The sequence below is a fragment of the Leclercia sp. M-A074-M genome (genome assembly GCF_965195605.1).
GTDB lineage: Bacteria > Pseudomonadota > Gammaproteobacteria > Enterobacterales > Enterobacteriaceae > Enterobacter.
Genome location: NZ_CBDAHM010000004.1, coordinates 152,689 through 168,346 on the forward strand (window position 1 = coordinate 152,689; position 15,658 = coordinate 168,346).

Consider the following 15,658-nt stretch of genomic DNA (forward strand, 5'->3'; position numbering starts at 1 on the left):
ATGACCTTCACAATAGACCAACGGTCGTTCTGTGGCTACTACCTGATATGAACTCTCCCCAAATCTAAGAGGTTGATCGCAAGGCGTAAAGTGGATAGCATCCACTCTTTCGGATAAACAACATGTCTGTCACCGATTCACTTCTCGCTTTCTCTTTCGCTGCGCTTTTACTTACCCTGACGCCTGGCCTGGATACGGCACTCATTCTGCGCACCGCCTGCGCGGAAGGCGGTAAAAAAGCCTTTCAGGCTGCGCTGGGTATTGATGTGGGTTGTTTCATCTGGGGTGCGCTTGTCGCATTCGGTCTGGGTGCGCTGCTGGCAGTGTCTGTGCTGGCTTATACCTTACTCAAATTCTGTGGCGCCGCGTACCTGTGCTGGCTGGGCGTACAGTTGCTGAGGCGTCCTCGCTCAACGTTCAGTCATGGCGAGAACAATATCGCTGCCAGTGGGAACTGGTTTATCAAAGGCATGCTGGGAAATGTGCTTAACCCCAAAATGGGCATTTTCTATCTCTCTTTCTTACCGCAATTTATTCCAGCCGGGCATTCTCCTGTAATATGGACCTTTATTCTTGTCACTATTTTTATTCTTGTCACTATTCACGTGGCAATCGGTACGCTCTGGTCGGTCACGCTGATTTTAACCACTCACTTTGCCTCTGCCATCCTGAGAAAAAGCGGCGTCGTTAAAGCGATGGACAGAGCGACAGGATGTCTGTTTTTAGCCTTCGCCGCTAAACTTGCGCTCAGCTCGCGATAGTGCCGTTACAGGCCGGGCAAGCGCAGCGTCCCCGGCATTATGTTCATAGGCGATTAAGAGGATTTTATGACCGCAGTTGATGAATTAACGGTGAAGTATCCAGGTGCGGCTGTCTGGCAGATGGGTGACAGCCCGGCACTGGCCAGCGAGCTTGCAGACCTGATCAGAAAGGGGATAAAAACAGCCACCTGTGGCTCCCTGGCCTCTTATCAGCAAGAAGGCGCGAGCTCCACCATTGGTGGTTACATCATTATCGTGGATGGGCAAGCGCGACCAGCCTGCGTTGTCAGGCTGGTTTCAGCGCGTCTGGTGCGTTTTTGTGATGTCACCGCTGAGTTTGCCTGTAAAGAGGGCGAAGGCGATTTAAGTCTCGAGTACTGGCGCAAAGAGCATCAGCGCTTCTTTACGCAGGAAGGTTCTTTTTCGGAGGATATGGCGCTGATTGCTGAAGAGTTTGAGGTTGTTGAACGCCTGTAACTTAAGCGCTCAGTCTCTTTGTAGCAGAGGCGGACAGCCGCCTCTGCATCACGATCCCCAACGCGTCCGCAAATACCGCACCGCATCCTGCGCCTGGGGCTGATTCAGATTGTCCTCGCGGAACAAAATCGTGCCGTCGATATTTGGCTCGGATTCATTCAAATCGAGCTGTTTTTTCAGCTCCGGCACGCCGCCTTTCACCGTCCAGTCGGGCTCTTTGCTCGAGGGTTCGCCCACTTTATAGAGCGCCACCCCAATATAGAGCCGCGTATGGGTCGGTTTCACCACGCCGGCCCACCACTTTGCCAGCACGTCATAACGCGCCGCATCCCGGGCAAAAGGCCAGTAGAGCTGGGGAGCGATGTAGTCCAGCAGACCCTGCTGCACCCAGCGGCGGGTGTCGGCGAAAGACTCGTCATAGGCTGCCGCACCCCGGGTGTCGGACCCGGCCGGATCGTGGGAGCGGTTACGCCATACGCCTGCCGGGCTGACGCCAAACTCCACGTTCGGGTTTAGCTGTTTAATGGTCCGCGACACCTGGGTAATCAGCTGCTGGGTATTGTTGCGCCGCCAGTCGGCTTTTGAGTCAAAGCCCTGACCATACTGGCGATAGGTCTGGCTGTCGTTCAGCTTCGAGCCTGCGGACTCGGCATAGAAGTAGTCATCAAACTGCACGCCGTCGACCGGATAGCGCGACACCACTTCCGCCACGATGCTGGTGATCCAGTCCCGGACTTCCGGGATGCCGGGGTCGAGGACAAAGCGATCGCCCGCGGTACGGATCCACTCCCGATGCAGGACAAAGACGCTGGGTGGATTCAGCTTCAGGGTTTGGTTCAACTCGGCGACCGTACCCGGGCGGATATTGGTCGAGACGCGGTAAGGGTTAAACCAGGCATGCACTTTCATCCCACGCTTGTGGGCTTCATCCAGCATAAACTGCAGGGGATCGTACCCGGGATCTTCACCTATTTTGCCGGTCAGCATATCTGACCACGGCAATATTTTAGAGGGCCACAGGGCTGTGCCGTCCGGTTTCACCTGGAAAAAAACGGTGTTGATCCCGAGGTTTTTCAGGTTATCCAGCTTATCGGTCAGGGCCTTCTGCTGCATGGCATTCCGCGACTCTGCGCTGCGGCCATTCACTGACGCCTGGGGCGGCCAGTCGAGACGGGAGACGGTAGCCAGCCAGACGCCGCGCACCGGCTCGTGGCGTGCGGTTTTATCGGGCAGGGGCTGTTTCGCCACCGGCGGTAGCGGCGTCACCAGAGATTTGGGGGGAGTTGAGCTGCAACTGACCAGTAAAAGCGCGGCGATGAGCGCGCCGGAGCGCTTAAGGTGAGTGGCAAGCTGAGAACGACGTGAACAGGCGATGATAAGCTCCAGTTATACGAATGTCGCCGGGTACGTTTATTGTCGTTCTATTCGGAGGGAAGTCAATGCTGTGACCCTGTTGTCTGTCCCCCTGGGTTTCAATTGTTCAGCGAAAAATGTGTTAGGGTTCAGTTGACTATAGCGTTCTTCTGTTGTCTGCAAGGTTGACCCATTTGTTACCAGGGGTATTATTTGTTCGCGTAAGTATTTTACTCTTGCTGCTTAGCAATGCGCCAAACAGCCGAACGATCACCTCCTACTCAGGTATTTCAACAGCAGATGCAGGCACAACACATTTTTCAGTTCTGGAAAGCGGTCGAGGCGCTCACGCCTCAGAAACTCGACAAAGATAATCCCGACGATCTGTTCCGGCCAGCCTATAAAGTTGCGCAAGGTGGCAATCTCCCCTGGCGTGATACCAGACACACCGATAAACCTCTTAAGGATGACAAAGTCTGGCTCTATACCGCGCAATGCGGTGTTTATGATGCCACGGCGCTTTCTCAGCAACTGGAAGAGAAGATCGGCGCGCATGATGATGTCGTTGAAGAGAGGGGACGAGTCAACAGTCGGCTTTTTGATATTAGCTTCAATGAGCAGGGCATACCGCTATCTCAGACATTTATGCTGTCGCTCTCCGCATGGGCTGCCGGTCAAATCCTGCACCATAAGGATGGCGTGGCGGCGCTTGAGAACAACGTTCCCGTGGATTTCTCCGACTTACCCCTTCCAGGCGATACTCTCCCTCTTGTTGATAGTGGGTTCGCCGGTTTCGATGCCTTAACCCTGCGTCTTATGCAATGGATAGCCGATGAAGCCTCGCTTTTAGAGGCTAACGGGTACAGCCCGGATATCGACTGGATCCAGAAGCTGGTGGCGCTGGTGGTTGATAAAACGCTTTTCCCGCACTCAACCCTGGAATCTGAGTTTGTCTGTCTTGTGAAATGTATCCAGGTTAAGGCACCGAAGCCCGCGGGGGAGGAGCCAACACCGGATAACAAAGATAAAGAAAAGAGGGTTGATCCCGTACAGGATGGTTTATTAAACAGTTTTTATATCAGCGAGCTGCGTAATCTTGGTCACGCCTGGCAGCAAAACGATGCAGGACCGGGATTCGTTGAGTATATGCGTGCTGTCTCTGAACCTGACAGAGCGCGTATCGATCTACGTTCTCCTGAGGGTCTACGGCTCGCCTTTCAGCGATTGCTTCCCACGCAACCGCCTGCGGGCGCCTGGCCTTCGCCTTATCCTCTGGCATTCAGCCAACAGTTGGCGGTTAACGAGATCTGGCGCCGCCACGCCGATCAAGCCGGTATCTTTGCCGTGAATGGTCCTCCCGGGACAGGGAAAACCACCTTATTGCGGGATGTGGTTGCCGCGGTGGTGACGCACCGGGCCGGGAGGTTGATTCGCCATGAAGATGAGGTCTTCGCGGGCAAAAATATGCTCATCCTTGGGGACGACAGATACCCTTACTATCCTCTGCATCCTGCAATAAAGGGGTCTTCGATTGTCGTTGCCTCCGCAAATAATGGCGCGGTGGAAAATATTTCACTTGAACTGCCCGGCGCAGACGCCGTGCCGGAAAGCGTGCATCGTGAAAGTGATTATTTTGCCGATCTGGTTTCTGAACTGATCGGTAAGCCGGGTTGGGGTTTGCTGGCGGCCAGACTGGGCAACAAAGGCAACAGGAACACCTTTATGAAGGTGTTCTGGTGGAGAAAACCGGAAGAGAATAAGAATACGCCGTTATTGCCTCCTGATACGTTCACGCCTCAGCGGGGAGAAGGGCTGGCTTACCATCTCAGACTGATAAAAGCCGGGAAAAGAAAACCGGCCATCTCCTGGGATAAGGCGAAATTGAATTATAAACAGGCGCAGGAGCGGGAAGAGGCCATACGTAAGCAGCTGATCGACTACGCAACGTTGGATCAACAGATCGATGAGATTCATCAGCGCATTCTGGAAAAGCGCGACGCCCGGACACTGTCGGCAGACCAACTGACTGAGGCTCAGGAGGCGCTGGCGAAGATCCAGGTTGAAAAAATCGAGCATCAGGCCAGTTTTGCATAATGGAGCGGGCAGCTTGAGGCTGCCGGCAAGCGCCTGGAACAGCATGGTTCCCATAAGCCTACATTCCTGGACTGGCTCTCCACATGGGGACGCGCCCATCGTGAATGGCGGGAGCGTTATCATCGTTTAACCCAGGAGAGCGATCACCTTCGCGCAAAGATGGGGGTTTACCAGACCGAACGGGATGCCCTCGAACACAAAGAGAAGGAGGCAGAGAAGAGCGTTACGGACCAGACGCGGCAGTTGCAGGAGATTGATCGTGCTCTGAGCGAGATGCACCTGGAGCTTATCTCAACGCAAGCGCGGTCAGAAGAGGCAAAATCGGCACTGGGTGATGTCTGGCCCGATCCGCATGCCAGCGATGAGGTGCGAGAGAAGTCCGCGCCCTGGGCGGACGGCGCGTGGCAAAAAGCCCGACAGGCGTTGTTCCTGGCCGCACTGGATGTTCACAGGGCCTTTATTGAGCATCACCCGGAGCCGTTTATCAGCAACATCAATCTGGTGAGCAACTGGCTACAAGGCAAGAATTTGTCAGAGGAGCAGGCTGAGCTGGCGCTTAATTCCCTCACGCTTGTCGTTCCCGTTATTTCAACGACCTTTGCTTCCGTCCCGCGCATGTTTAAACGGATCGGCAGGGAAGCGATTGGCTGGCTGCTTATTGATGAAGCGGGTCAGGCGTTACCCCAGCAGGCCGCAGGCGCCATCTGGCGTGCAACCCGAACGGTTGCCGTAGGCGATCCAAAGCAGCTGGAACCGGTTAGCGGGATCGCTAAAGTCGTGGAAGGGGCGCTGGCGCAGCATTATGGCGTTTCAGCGTGCTGGTGGCCGGGAATGGTGTCGGCACAAATCCTGGCCGATCACACGATGGATCTGGGCACGCTTTTACCTGACCCGGATAATGGGCAGGTCTGGGTTGGCTGTCCGCTTCGCGTTCATCGCCGCTGTGACGATCCGATGTTCACCGTCAGTAATGCGGTTGCTTATGACGGTCTCATGGTTCATGGGAAAAAGGCGGTACCCTTGCCCTTGCCGGAAAGTTGCTGGATTGATGTCGAAGGCAAGGCATGTGAAGGTAACTGGATTGCAGAGGAAGGTGAAGCGGTCAGAAGGTTGTTATCGGGCCTGCGGGATAGTCATGGCGTAAAGCCAGACAATATTTTCCTGGTTTCACCGTTTAAAGATTGTGCGCAGAAATTATCCCAGCTGGCGTCTGAACTTGGGTTTGACACTCAAAAGACCGGCACAGTGCATACCACTCAGGGTAAAGAGGCCAGCATTGTGATATTTGTCCTGGGGGGAAATGTTCAGCGGCCCGGCGCCAAATCATGGGCGGCCAGCCGGCCTAATCTGCTCAATGTTGCAGTCAGCCGGGCGAAACAACGCTTGTACGTCATCGGTAATCGTACGGAGTGGCAGAAACAGCGCTACTTCTCCACGCTGGCGAACGGTTTACCCGCTGAGTAAACGGAAAGAGGGCACATTTCGTGCCCTCTTATTACGCTGCGTGACACTGTCACCACTATGACACGGAGTGGCGGTACGCAGACTGGCGAACTTTCTCAACCGCCGCCTTTCCGGCGATAAACGCATGGTCCGAATTGTAGTATTCCCACTCGCTGTAACGTCCGGCCAGCGTGATGCCGTGCAGCAACAGCCATTTTCTGATCATCTCAACGTTCTCTTTACGCTGCTGGTCATAGATGACATAGGCGTAAGGAATATCGATTTGGTTGCTGGTGAGGATCTCATCGGTTTCCGAGATGATCCCCACCTCGATGCACTCCTGAATACATCTGTCGATCAGCGCCTGGCCGTCAGCGGGCAGTGGTTTGTCCGGGGAGTAGCTTATCTCACAGGTGAGGCCGCACGCACCCGGCGGACTGCAGAACGGGCTGGCGTTGCCCTGCACGAAAATACGGTGGAATACGGTTTTGCCAGCGTAGTAGATCCAGTGTTTATCCGTCAGGGTGTCACGATTAACGCCCAGATTGACGCAGCGGACGGAGACATGGCGCAGGGCTTTTGCGGCTTTACGAATTTCTGGCGGTACTTCGTCGCCCATCAGGCGGATAAGCTCCGGCAGTACCAGCGTGCTGATCATCTGCTCATAGCGGTACTGCCTGCCGTCAGAGAGCACGACAATATGCTGATTAACGTAGATTTTACTGACCTCGGCGCCGGTCTCAATGCGGCCCTTTATGTGCGGCACAAAGCCGGACATCAGCGCCTGAAAACCGCCTTTCAGGGGGTAGCCGAAACGCGCGTTGGGTCCCATAGGCTTCGCCGTTTCGCCCAGCGCACCTTCGATGATCTGGTCCAGATCGGGCAAGGGGACGCGTCCGCCCAGCCATGAGGTCTCCATCTCTGAGAGTGGCACCGTCCATAATTTTTTATTGTAGGGAATGGCAAAATGACGGGCGATCCCTTTGCCCCATGTTTCATAGATGAAGGCTTCAAAACTGCCTTCCGGCGGTAGGTTCTGGCCTGTGCTGGTGTAGTCCGGCACCGCGCCATCGGCGCAGCAGTCATGATGATGGCGGCGATGCGTCTCGGCATTATTGCCACAGGTCGAGGCCATGCTTTTCACCTCTGACCCGGTACCGTAACGCGCCTCGATGGCCCCCAGGATACACTCCTTGATCACCGGGGCCGGCAAGCCGTAAAGCGATCCCTGGAAGGGATAACGGGTATAGACGCCGTCGGTATAGACCCAGGCTTCGCGGATCTGCCAGTGAATATTGTCTCCCAGTAAGATGTTGTATAACGCCAGCACCTCTTCATCGGCGGAAAACATAATGTGTCCCGCATAATCGAAGGTAAATCCCTTGTCCTGAACCGAGCGGCACAAGCCTCCCACCGTCTCATTACGCTCCAGTAAGGTTGCCCCTTCGCCAAAATGATAGGCCGCGCTCAGGCCGGTTGGCCCGGCACCCAGAATTAAGCATGGCTCTACTTCTGAACCCGTTCTGGCAGGGGGGATGAGGCGTAAAACTGCCTGAGGTGAGACATCCTCGCCTCCGGCATCCGTTGTCACCGTCTCCTGCGCCTGATGACGAGAGAGCGCCTGCCCAATCAGCTCATGCATTTTTTGCACGGTTGTGTCCCAGGAGGTGCTGGCGACGATGTTTTGCATGATCTGCCGCTGCGAAGCGCGTTCTTCCTCAGACAATGCCAGCGCCTCTTCGCAGGCGGCCACAAAGGCGGCATGATCCCTGGCGACCGCCACAATGTGGCCATAAGGTTTTTCAACATCAGCGATGGCGGTACTCACCACAGGAAGCTGCGCGGCCATGTATTCCAGCACTTTCGTCGGACTGATAAAGCGGGTGGATTCATTCAGCGCAAACGGCATCAGGCAGACGTCCCACCCGGCAAGGAAATGGGGCAGGGCCTGATAAGGCTGCATGCCAGGGTAATGGATATTGCTTCGTTGCGGCAGGGTTGACGGGTCTATTTTCACCACCGGACCAACCATCACGATTTGCCACTCCGGGTGCGCATCGGCAAGGGCGGCGATCAGCGACAAATCCATACGTTCATCAATTACGCCGTAATAGCCCAGGCGCGGGTGCGGAATAGTGTCCTGCAGAGGATGGTGATTGGCCCGATCCAGCGCTTGTTCAAAATGCACCGCATCCACGCTACTGGCAAAGCAGTGAATGTTCGGGTGGCGTCCTTTTCTTGCCGCATACAGGCTTGGCCCGCCGGTAAAGACAATATCCGCCCGCGTCAGCAGGGCTGACTCACGTTGCAACAGCTGGCGGGGCGCTTTTTCAAAGGCGGCCAGTTCATCCATGCAGTCATACACCACAACGGCGGGGGCAAAGACCTTCAGCAGAGGGAGGGCCATCGGCGTGTAGAACCAGACGACCGGAGTTTCATCCTCTTCGCGTATCTCCGCCAGCAGTGTTTCCAGCCAGGCGATCTGTCCATCATGGAAACCCGGCTCTGTTGACGGTGTCTGCGGCTGAATAACCGTCACATTCGGCGCGGGTTGGGAAATCTTCAGCTCAGGTTTTCCAACGGAATGCAACGGCTCTTCGATAAAGACGATCTGATAGTGCTGAGCAAGCCGTGTCATCAGATGCTGCGGGCGCTGAAAAACAAAATCCCAGCGCAGATGACTAAAAACATAGATTTTTTTCATGCCTGATACCTCTGTGCTGGTGCAGGTAGTGACGCCAGTTAGTTGGTGAAAGTGTTCCAGCCGGGTCTGGACATGTTTAAGAGCCCGGGCGTAAACGGCATTCAGCTCTCGCTCTTTGTCGGGCCTCACATCCCATAAGCCAGAGTGATGCCAGTTTGCGTTATTCTCCCAGTCGGGGCGGTCGATAATCGGGTAAAGGCAAATGCCCGCAACCTCTACGCCGGCCAGCTGCGCCTGAGCCACCTCTGAGACGACATCGTTAATCCAGGCGCCGCGCCCGCTACCCACATGGCTGGTTTCAGCAAGCAGAATAGGGCGGCGATAACGCTCCCAGGTCTCCTGCAACATTCCGTGCAATCGCCGTCGCCGACCGTCACCCAGATGCCACGGCAGCCGCTGGTTGTTGCCCATCATCCATTGATTGTCGTGGTAGTAATTGGCGCCCAGCAGATCCAGATAGCGCGGATGGCCACCCAGCTCAGGCTCATGCTTGCCCGTCAGCATGTCCCACGCCTGAAACTGCGCGGTACGAAACGCTTCGGTTTGCTCAATATTTGCAGGATCGTCATCCGGTGAAATCAGATGGATTAACGGGTCGCAATGTAAAATTCGCGCTCTGGGATCGGCCGCCAGAATGGCGTCGCAGGCGGCTATGGCGGCACGAACGAGCTGTCGCTTGACCCGCTCGCTTTCGCCCACGCCTGGAGGGGAGGTAGGAAACAATCCTTCCGCAATGCCCCAGGCTGTGAATGAGATTTCGTTGACGGGTGAGTAGACCGGCGGCTCCTCATACCAGGGGCGCAAAAACGTCGCCAGCGAGCCACACAAGTGGGCGAAGCGAGAGACAAACTCTGTTGAGAAAAAATCGAGATGAGGGGGAAAGCCGTAATGACAGATTGTCCAGCAAATCTGGATACCGCTCTCTTTTGCCGACATCATTTTTTTTGCGACGGTAGTAAAGTCGTAACCACCTGATTTATCGACAAGTCGCCAGCCGACGCTCTCTCTTACCGTGTGCATGTTGAAGGGCTTAAGCGCGCGGTAATCCTCGGCATGCCGTACGTCATGCGCCGTTGCGTTATCCATTGAAAGGGGATGACCCGCCCGGGTGATAAAATCAGCGCCTTCGAATCCTGCCTGCCAGAATGACCTGAATATCGCCATATACATTGCTCCCTTATGGGCCTTTTTAAATATACCTGGCCAGCGCGTTTAAATTCATTGGCCTTTTTTTAATTACCCACACCTATGGCAGAAAATGAATTTTTAGAAAATAGCGAGTATTATTTTTTGTATAACATTCAACCATAACCATCCTCCCTACATATTTTGTAAGCAGCGGAACAGGGCAACAGGAATACCCCGGAGTTCACCCGTTATATTTTGACATCCTGGTCTTCAATGAGAAAAAATCACTGTCTTATTCATCAATGATAGCCTGAGTTTCCGGCGCTACGCGGCGTTTTTCAGCAATGTCCGGCTTCGGCAGTTAAAAAGATGAACAAAATCATTGTCTGCTGGTGGCGCTTTTTTTATGGGATTCGTTTCGGTTAAACGAAAATAATGCTTAACCGGGCCTTTAAATAAGCCTTGCCCGTTTCGTTAGTTTGCTGGATTACTCTCTTCATGATCTCTGTTGTTTTCTGGCACTTTTGTCTTAGCGTCCTTGGCCTGTTAATTAGTGATTCGGATATTTAATTCCGATAGCTTCTCGCTGCGGGAATATAAATAATGGAGTATTAGTTTCCTCTCCTAGGGTATATTGTAAACAGAACTCAATAGTTACAACATACAATGTGCCTTTACTTTTAAACAAACCTAAACATTGTGCCCTGAATCATCGCTTATCAGAAAAAAGAGGTAGCCGTCCCTTTTTTATCCCCTAAAGGGAGTAAATTGAATTTAACCGCCAGAGGGGTTATTCTTGTTTTATCCCCTGTAGGGGATTTTCCTTGAATATCCGCTATAGGGGGTAAGCATGAAAGTGACCTCGGCAGGCGCACTGGCGCAGGCTGTCAAAGATCAGCGTAAGGTCAATAAGTTAACGCAATCGGAGACCGCTGAACAGGTTGGCATTAAACAAACCACGGTATCGGATTTCGAGAACAAACCTGAATCCACCAAGCTGGAAACCCTGTTCAAAATTCTCTCAGCGCTGGATCTGGAACTTCATGTGGTGAAAAGAGGCTCGACGCTGCCCGATCATGCCAACTGGACAAAGGAGTGGTAAACGATGCGCGCTCAACGTCTGACTGTTGCCATGAATGGCGAAGTGGTGGGTACGCTGCATCGTGATGGCAGCGGCGCGATGTCATTTCAGTATGCGCCCGAGTGGCTGGCAGAGCCTGGCGCACGTGCCATTTCGCTCTCTTTGCCGCTCCAGCACGGGAGGATCCGCGGAAAGCAGGTCTTCAATTTTTTCAGCAACCTGTTGCCAGACTCAGAGGCGATAATCGCCCGCATGCAGGCCCGTTTTCAGGTTGAGACGGCACATCCCTTTGATCTGCTCGCCAGTGTCGGACGAGACTGCGTGGGTGCCATTCAGCTCTATCCACCGGGGCTGGAGATCCCATCGGTGATGGATATCGTCGCCGAACCGCTGGATGACGAGCAGATTGCTTCCTTGCTGGAGGGTTACCAGATGGCCCCGTTAGGGATGAGCGAAGAGGGGGCTGATTTTCGCATTTCGCTGGCCGGGGCGCAGGAGAAAACGGCGTTGCTATGGTATCAGGATCGCTGGCAGCGGCCTCAGGGTAGTACACCAACCAGCCATATATTCAAATTGCCGATCGGCAGAATAGAGCAGAACAATATCGATCTCAGCGAGAGCTGTGAAAACGAGTGGCTCTGCTTACGGATCGCAAAAGCCTTTGGATTTCCGGTAGCGCATGCCGAAATGGCCACCTTTAGTCGCAAAAAAGTGCTGATTATTGAACGCTTCGATCGCCGTTGGGCCCGCAGCGGGTGGCTGATGCGCCTGCCGCAGGAAGATTTTTGTCAGGCGCTGGGCATCGCTCCGGCACTGAAGTATGAGTCCCACGGCGGGCCGGGCATCGCCGATGCCATGAAACTGCTGCTCGGTTCCCGCCTGGCAGCGCAGGATCGGGAGATGTTCTTCAAAGCGCAGATCCTGTTCTGGATGCTGGCCGCGATTGATGGTCACGGTAAGAATTTCAGCCTGTTTATCGAAGCGGACTCTTCGTTTCGCATGGCCCCGTTATACGATGTGATTTCGGCCTTTCCGCTGTTTGAGGCAGGGAGTATCCCGGCCAAAAAAGCGAAGATGGCCATGGCATTACAGGGCAAAAACCGCCAGTACCATTTCGCGATGATCCAGCCGCGTCACTTTATCAGTACCGCTGCGCACGCAGGCTTTTCGCAGGAGATCGCCCGGAGGCTGATGAAAGAGATGGCCGACCGCACGGATGAGGCGATCGCCACCGTCAGGGCGGAATTGCCAGCGGATTTTCCGGAACAGATAAGCGAGGCGATTTTCCGCGGTCTGGTAAGCCAGGCGGCGAGAATAAGCCGCTTTGATTAAATCGGTACAAAAATTGGTAGGGTAGCAAACCCCATTTGCAATTGTTAATGATATTTATTTTCATTATCATTTGTCTTTACGTAAGCAACTGTAAAGAAAAATGACATGCATATTCCCTCTGCCCTAATACAGCAAACTCTGTGTGCCGTCGCCATTTCCCTGGCAACGCACTCTGGCGTTGTACTCGCTAAAACCTTTACCGAGAAAGATTTCGTCACCCAGCCACTTGGGCACGGCGTGTACGAGCTGGCCTACGATAAGGGCCAGCAGGCCCTTTATGCCGCGTCAGCGCCTTCCTTTGATAAAGACAAATCGGACGGACTGGTCTTTAAGCTGGCGGCGCAGACGCTGCAAATTGAAGCGAAGATCCCCACGGAACGTCGCACATTCGCCGTCGCGCTGGACGAAGAAAATCATCGCCTTTATCTGGGTAATTCGCTGGAAGGGTCGGTCACGCTGCTCGATACCCGTACTGATAAAGCCATTAAAACAATTCAGCTGAGCGACACGTCAGATCCAGAAAATCGCGTGCACCTGCGTGAAGTGGTGCTGGATAAGAAGCATCAGCGTCTTTATGTCTCCGGGATAGGGCGTAAGGATAAAGGATTACTCTGGGTTGTGGATACCCAGAAGCAGGCCCTGGCCCAAACCCTTGAAAAACTTGAGCCGGTCGGGTTTGCAGTAGATGAAGCGGGCGACAAGGTGTATGTCGTGTCTGGCGTCGGGGAACTGATCGCGCTGGATGCAAAAACATCCAGGCTGCTCAGCCGCGTGAAGGTCGATCCTGCCGATCCGAAGCACTATTTCCTGAATATCGCGCTAAACAGTGGCAAAGGGGTGGGGTATATCGCCGACACCAACACCAAAGATCTACTGGTTGTGCAGTTGGACACCGGCAAGCTGCTTCATCGCGTGCCGACCCCTAATTCCGTTGGCGTGCTGTATAACCCGGCGCGGGAAGAGGTCTACGTCACCCATCGTAACGATCGCCAGATTAGCGTGATTGATGCGACCACTTATCACCTGAAACACACCATTAAAACCACGGCGATGCCAAACAGCCTGGTGCTGTCTGCCGATGCCAGCACGCTCTATGCCAGCGTCAAGCAGGATGAGAAAGCTAACAAAGCTGACTACGTGCTCAAGATTGATTTAACCCAGCTCTAAGGATCCTGTTGTGATAAAGCAGACACGCATGGCCGTGGCGGTTTCGCTCGCCCTGGCAAATCTTCCTGCGGCCGTTTTCGCCGCGGAATCCACCGCCGTTAACGAAGATGAGCTGGTCGTGACCGCGACAGGCTTCAGCCAGGAGCGTCGCGAGGCACCAGCAACCATCTCGGTGGTGAATGAAAAGGAGCTGAACACCCGCTCTAACCAGAACGTCACCGAAGCCCTGCGCGAGATGCCGGGTCTCCTGGTGGGTAACGGCCACGGCAGCCTGGCGACTGGCGATGTCCAGATGCGCGGGATGGACTCCACCTATACCTCCTACATGGTGAACGGCATCAAACAGGCCACCCGCGAATCCCGCCCGTACGGCCACCATATCGGTACCGAGGCCGCCTTTATGCCACCGCTGGCCGCCATCGAGCGCATCGAAGTGATCCGCGGGCCGATGTCATCCCTGTATGGTTCTGACGCCATCGGCGGCGTGGTCAACGTCATCACTAAAAAAGCGTACAACCTGGAGAAGTGGACCGGCGTACTGGAGGATAACTACTTCCTGCAGGAGAAGAGCGAGTACGGCAACACCAACCAGACCAATGCCTTTGTGCTGGGCCCGGTGATCCCCGGTAAACTGGGGGTGAGCGTGGCCGCGGATTATCTCGACCGTCGCGACGATGACAGCGTCAACGACGAGCGTTTTGTGAAGCATCAGTCCGGCAACCTGGACGCGACGATCGCCCTGTCGCCAACGGAGACCCAGCTCTGGGATCTGAACGCTACGAAAGGGAATCAGGAGAAAACGCATAACGATAAACAGTGGTACTGGGGCTTCGACCGCGACGCGGCTTCGCTGTCGCAGCACGCCTGGTATGGCGACATACTGGAGGTGAAGAACTTCGTCAGCTACGAGAAAGCGAAAACCGAGTACCGCGTGCCGGGAATGGCATCACAGTTTATTACCCAGAAAAACTACGAGGCGAACAGCGCCAACACCTTTACCCTCGGCGACCACAAGCTGACGCTGGGCATCAACTTTACCCGTAATGAGCTGGACGATGAGTTCGGCATTAAAGATAAAGAGGCGCCGGGCGTAACGCCGGTAAGCGAAATATCGCGCAACGGCTGGGCGGTATTCGCCGAAGATGCATGGATGATCGTCCCGGATTTCACCTTAACGACCTCGGCGCGTCTGGATCACGACAGCTACTTTGGTTATCACGTCACGCCTAAGCTCTACGGCAACTGGACCCTTGATGAAAACTGGGCGCTGAAGGGCGGTGTGTCGGCGGGCTATAAAAAACCGGATCTGCGCCAGAATAATGCCGGCTTTACCAGCGTGTATGGGGCTTATCCTTATTCGGAAATAGGCATCGGTAATGACGATCTCAAACCGGAGGAGAGCGTCAACACCGAGCTTGGCGTCTACTGGCAGCAGGATGCGCTGGCGCTGGACGCGACCGTCTTCTACACCAAATTCAAGGACAAAATCAGCGACCGGGTCATTTGCACCACGTCGGCCTCGCAGCAGTGCAGGTATAATGGTTACGTCGCTGACTCTGTCTTCCAGTATTTCAACGTCAGCGATGCCGAAATCTACGGTGTGGAGCTGAACGGCGACTGGCAGGTCACCTCATCGTTGAGAGCCAATGCCAACTATACCTGGACTCACAGCGAACAACAGAGCGGCGAGTATAAGGGTTACGCCCTGAGCGACTTTCCGGAAAGCATGGCTAACGTCTCTCTGACATGGCATGCGCTAAACGACCTGGAGTTATGGACCAAAGCGAGCTGGCGCAGCACCTCACCGGACATCGGTAAATCCAGCGAAACAGAAGCCTACGCGCTGGTTGATTTAGGGGCACGTTACCATCTGAACAAGAACGTTACGTTAATGACCGGCATCTATAACCTGTTTGACGCAAACCCGATTTACCGCACCTCGTACAACCAGTCTTCGATGCTGGAAGGCCGCCGCTATAACTTCGGCGCCCGTATCGAGTTCTGAACCTTACTGCCGGAGCCGTCGTGCTCCGGCTTCTGCAATTGTTATTCCTCGCTTTTCTGCCACAGAAAGTGATTATCAAACCCGCCGACATGTGATACTTAGATTGGGAGACA

10 protein-coding genes are annotated in these 15,658 nt (G+C 54.5%); 8 read left to right on the top strand and 2 right to left on the bottom strand.

Annotated elements, in window-relative coordinates; all coding sequences use genetic code 11:
• The first annotated feature begins 122 nt into the window (after positions 1 to 122).
• Both ACOKCT_RS10335 and ACOKCT_RS10340 read left to right on the top strand, forming a co-directional pair.
• Positions 123 to 761, top strand: a complete 639-nt coding sequence (locus tag ACOKCT_RS10335) for a LysE family translocator (RefSeq protein ID WP_420193445.1) — start codon at positions 123 to 125, stop codon at positions 759 to 761.
• 66 nt (positions 762 to 827) lie between these two features.
• A complete protein-coding gene (locus tag ACOKCT_RS10340) occupies positions 828 to 1,238 on the top strand; it encodes an ASCH domain-containing protein (protein ID WP_214421964.1) in 411 nt (136 codons plus the stop codon).
• A 48-nt stretch (positions 1,239 to 1,286) separates the two neighbouring features.
• Here the strand turns inward: ACOKCT_RS10340 and ACOKCT_RS10345 are convergent, their stop codons facing one another.
• On the bottom strand, positions 1,287 to 2,624 hold the full coding sequence (locus ACOKCT_RS10345; RefSeq protein ID WP_103179604.1) for a glycoside hydrolase family 10 protein: 1,338 nt from the start codon (positions 2,622 to 2,624) through the stop codon (positions 1,287 to 1,289).
• Positions 2,625 to 2,891: 267 nt separating this feature from the next.
• Between ACOKCT_RS10345 and ACOKCT_RS10350 the strand changes: the two genes are divergently transcribed.
• A complete protein-coding gene (locus ACOKCT_RS10350; protein ID WP_420193446.1) occupies positions 2,892 to 4,685 on the top strand; it encodes a hypothetical protein in 1,794 nt (597 codons plus the stop codon).
• 159 nt (positions 4,686 to 4,844) lie between these two features.
• Positions 4,845 to 6,149 (top strand): DEAD/DEAH box helicase, encoded by a 1,305-nt coding sequence (locus ACOKCT_RS10355; RefSeq protein ID WP_420193447.1) that lies wholly within the window; start codon positions 4,845 to 4,847, stop codon positions 6,147 to 6,149.
• A 55-nt stretch (positions 6,150 to 6,204) separates the two neighbouring features.
• Here ACOKCT_RS10355 and ACOKCT_RS10360 read toward each other — a convergent pair whose 3' ends face one another.
• The gene (locus tag ACOKCT_RS10360) at positions 6,205 to 9,996 is read right to left on the bottom strand and encodes an NAD(P)-binding protein (protein WP_420193448.1); all 3,792 of its coding nucleotides are present in this window, start codon (positions 9,994 to 9,996) and stop codon (positions 6,205 to 6,207) included.
• An 814-nt stretch (positions 9,997 to 10,810) separates the two neighbouring features.
• On the opposite strand from ACOKCT_RS10360, the gene ACOKCT_RS10365 reads away from it, so the two are divergent.
• The 4 genes from ACOKCT_RS10365 to ACOKCT_RS10380 all read left to right on the top strand — a co-directional run bounded on the left by ACOKCT_RS10365 (position 10,811) and on the right by ACOKCT_RS10380 (position 15,545).
• Complete coding sequence (locus ACOKCT_RS10365) at positions 10,811 to 11,062, top strand: helix-turn-helix domain-containing protein (protein ID WP_103179602.1); 252 nt, start codon at positions 10,811 to 10,813, stop codon at positions 11,060 to 11,062.
• Between the two features lie 3 nt (positions 11,063 to 11,065).
• Complete coding sequence (locus ACOKCT_RS10370) at positions 11,066 to 12,373, top strand: type II toxin-antitoxin system HipA family toxin (protein WP_103179601.1); 1,308 nt, start codon at positions 11,066 to 11,068, stop codon at positions 12,371 to 12,373.
• 105 nt (positions 12,374 to 12,478) lie between these two features.
• Entirely contained in the window at positions 12,479 to 13,540 is a 1,062-nt protein-coding gene (locus tag ACOKCT_RS10375; RefSeq protein ID WP_420193449.1) for a YncE family protein, read from the top strand.
• A gap of 10 nt (positions 13,541 to 13,550) precedes the next feature.
• Complete coding sequence (locus tag ACOKCT_RS10380) at positions 13,551 to 15,545, top strand: TonB-dependent receptor domain-containing protein (RefSeq protein ID WP_420193450.1); 1,995 nt, start codon at positions 13,551 to 13,553, stop codon at positions 15,543 to 15,545.
• Positions 15,546 to 15,658 lie beyond the last annotated feature (113 nt).

Coding starts and splice junctions, on each gene's coding strand:
- ACOKCT_RS10335 (WP_420193445.1), top strand. CDS start 123: ATGTCTGTCACCGATTCACTTCTCGCTTTCTCTTTCGCTGCGCTTTTA.
- ACOKCT_RS10340 (WP_214421964.1), top strand. CDS start 828: ATGACCGCAGTTGATGAATTAACGGTGAAGTATCCAGGTGCGGCTGTC.
- ACOKCT_RS10350 (WP_420193446.1), top strand. CDS start 2,892: ATGCAGGCACAACACATTTTTCAGTTCTGGAAAGCGGTCGAGGCGCTC.
- ACOKCT_RS10355 (WP_420193447.1), top strand. CDS start 4,845: ATGGGGGTTTACCAGACCGAACGGGATGCCCTCGAACACAAAGAGAAG.
- ACOKCT_RS10360 (WP_420193448.1), bottom strand. CDS start 9,996: ATGGCGATATTCAGGTCATTCTGGCAGGCAGGATTCGAAGGCGCTGAT.
- ACOKCT_RS10365 (WP_103179602.1), top strand. CDS start 10,811: ATGAAAGTGACCTCGGCAGGCGCACTGGCGCAGGCTGTCAAAGATCAG.
- ACOKCT_RS10370 (WP_103179601.1), top strand. CDS start 11,066: ATGCGCGCTCAACGTCTGACTGTTGCCATGAATGGCGAAGTGGTGGGT.
- ACOKCT_RS10375 (WP_420193449.1), top strand. CDS start 12,479: ATGCATATTCCCTCTGCCCTAATACAGCAAACTCTGTGTGCCGTCGCC.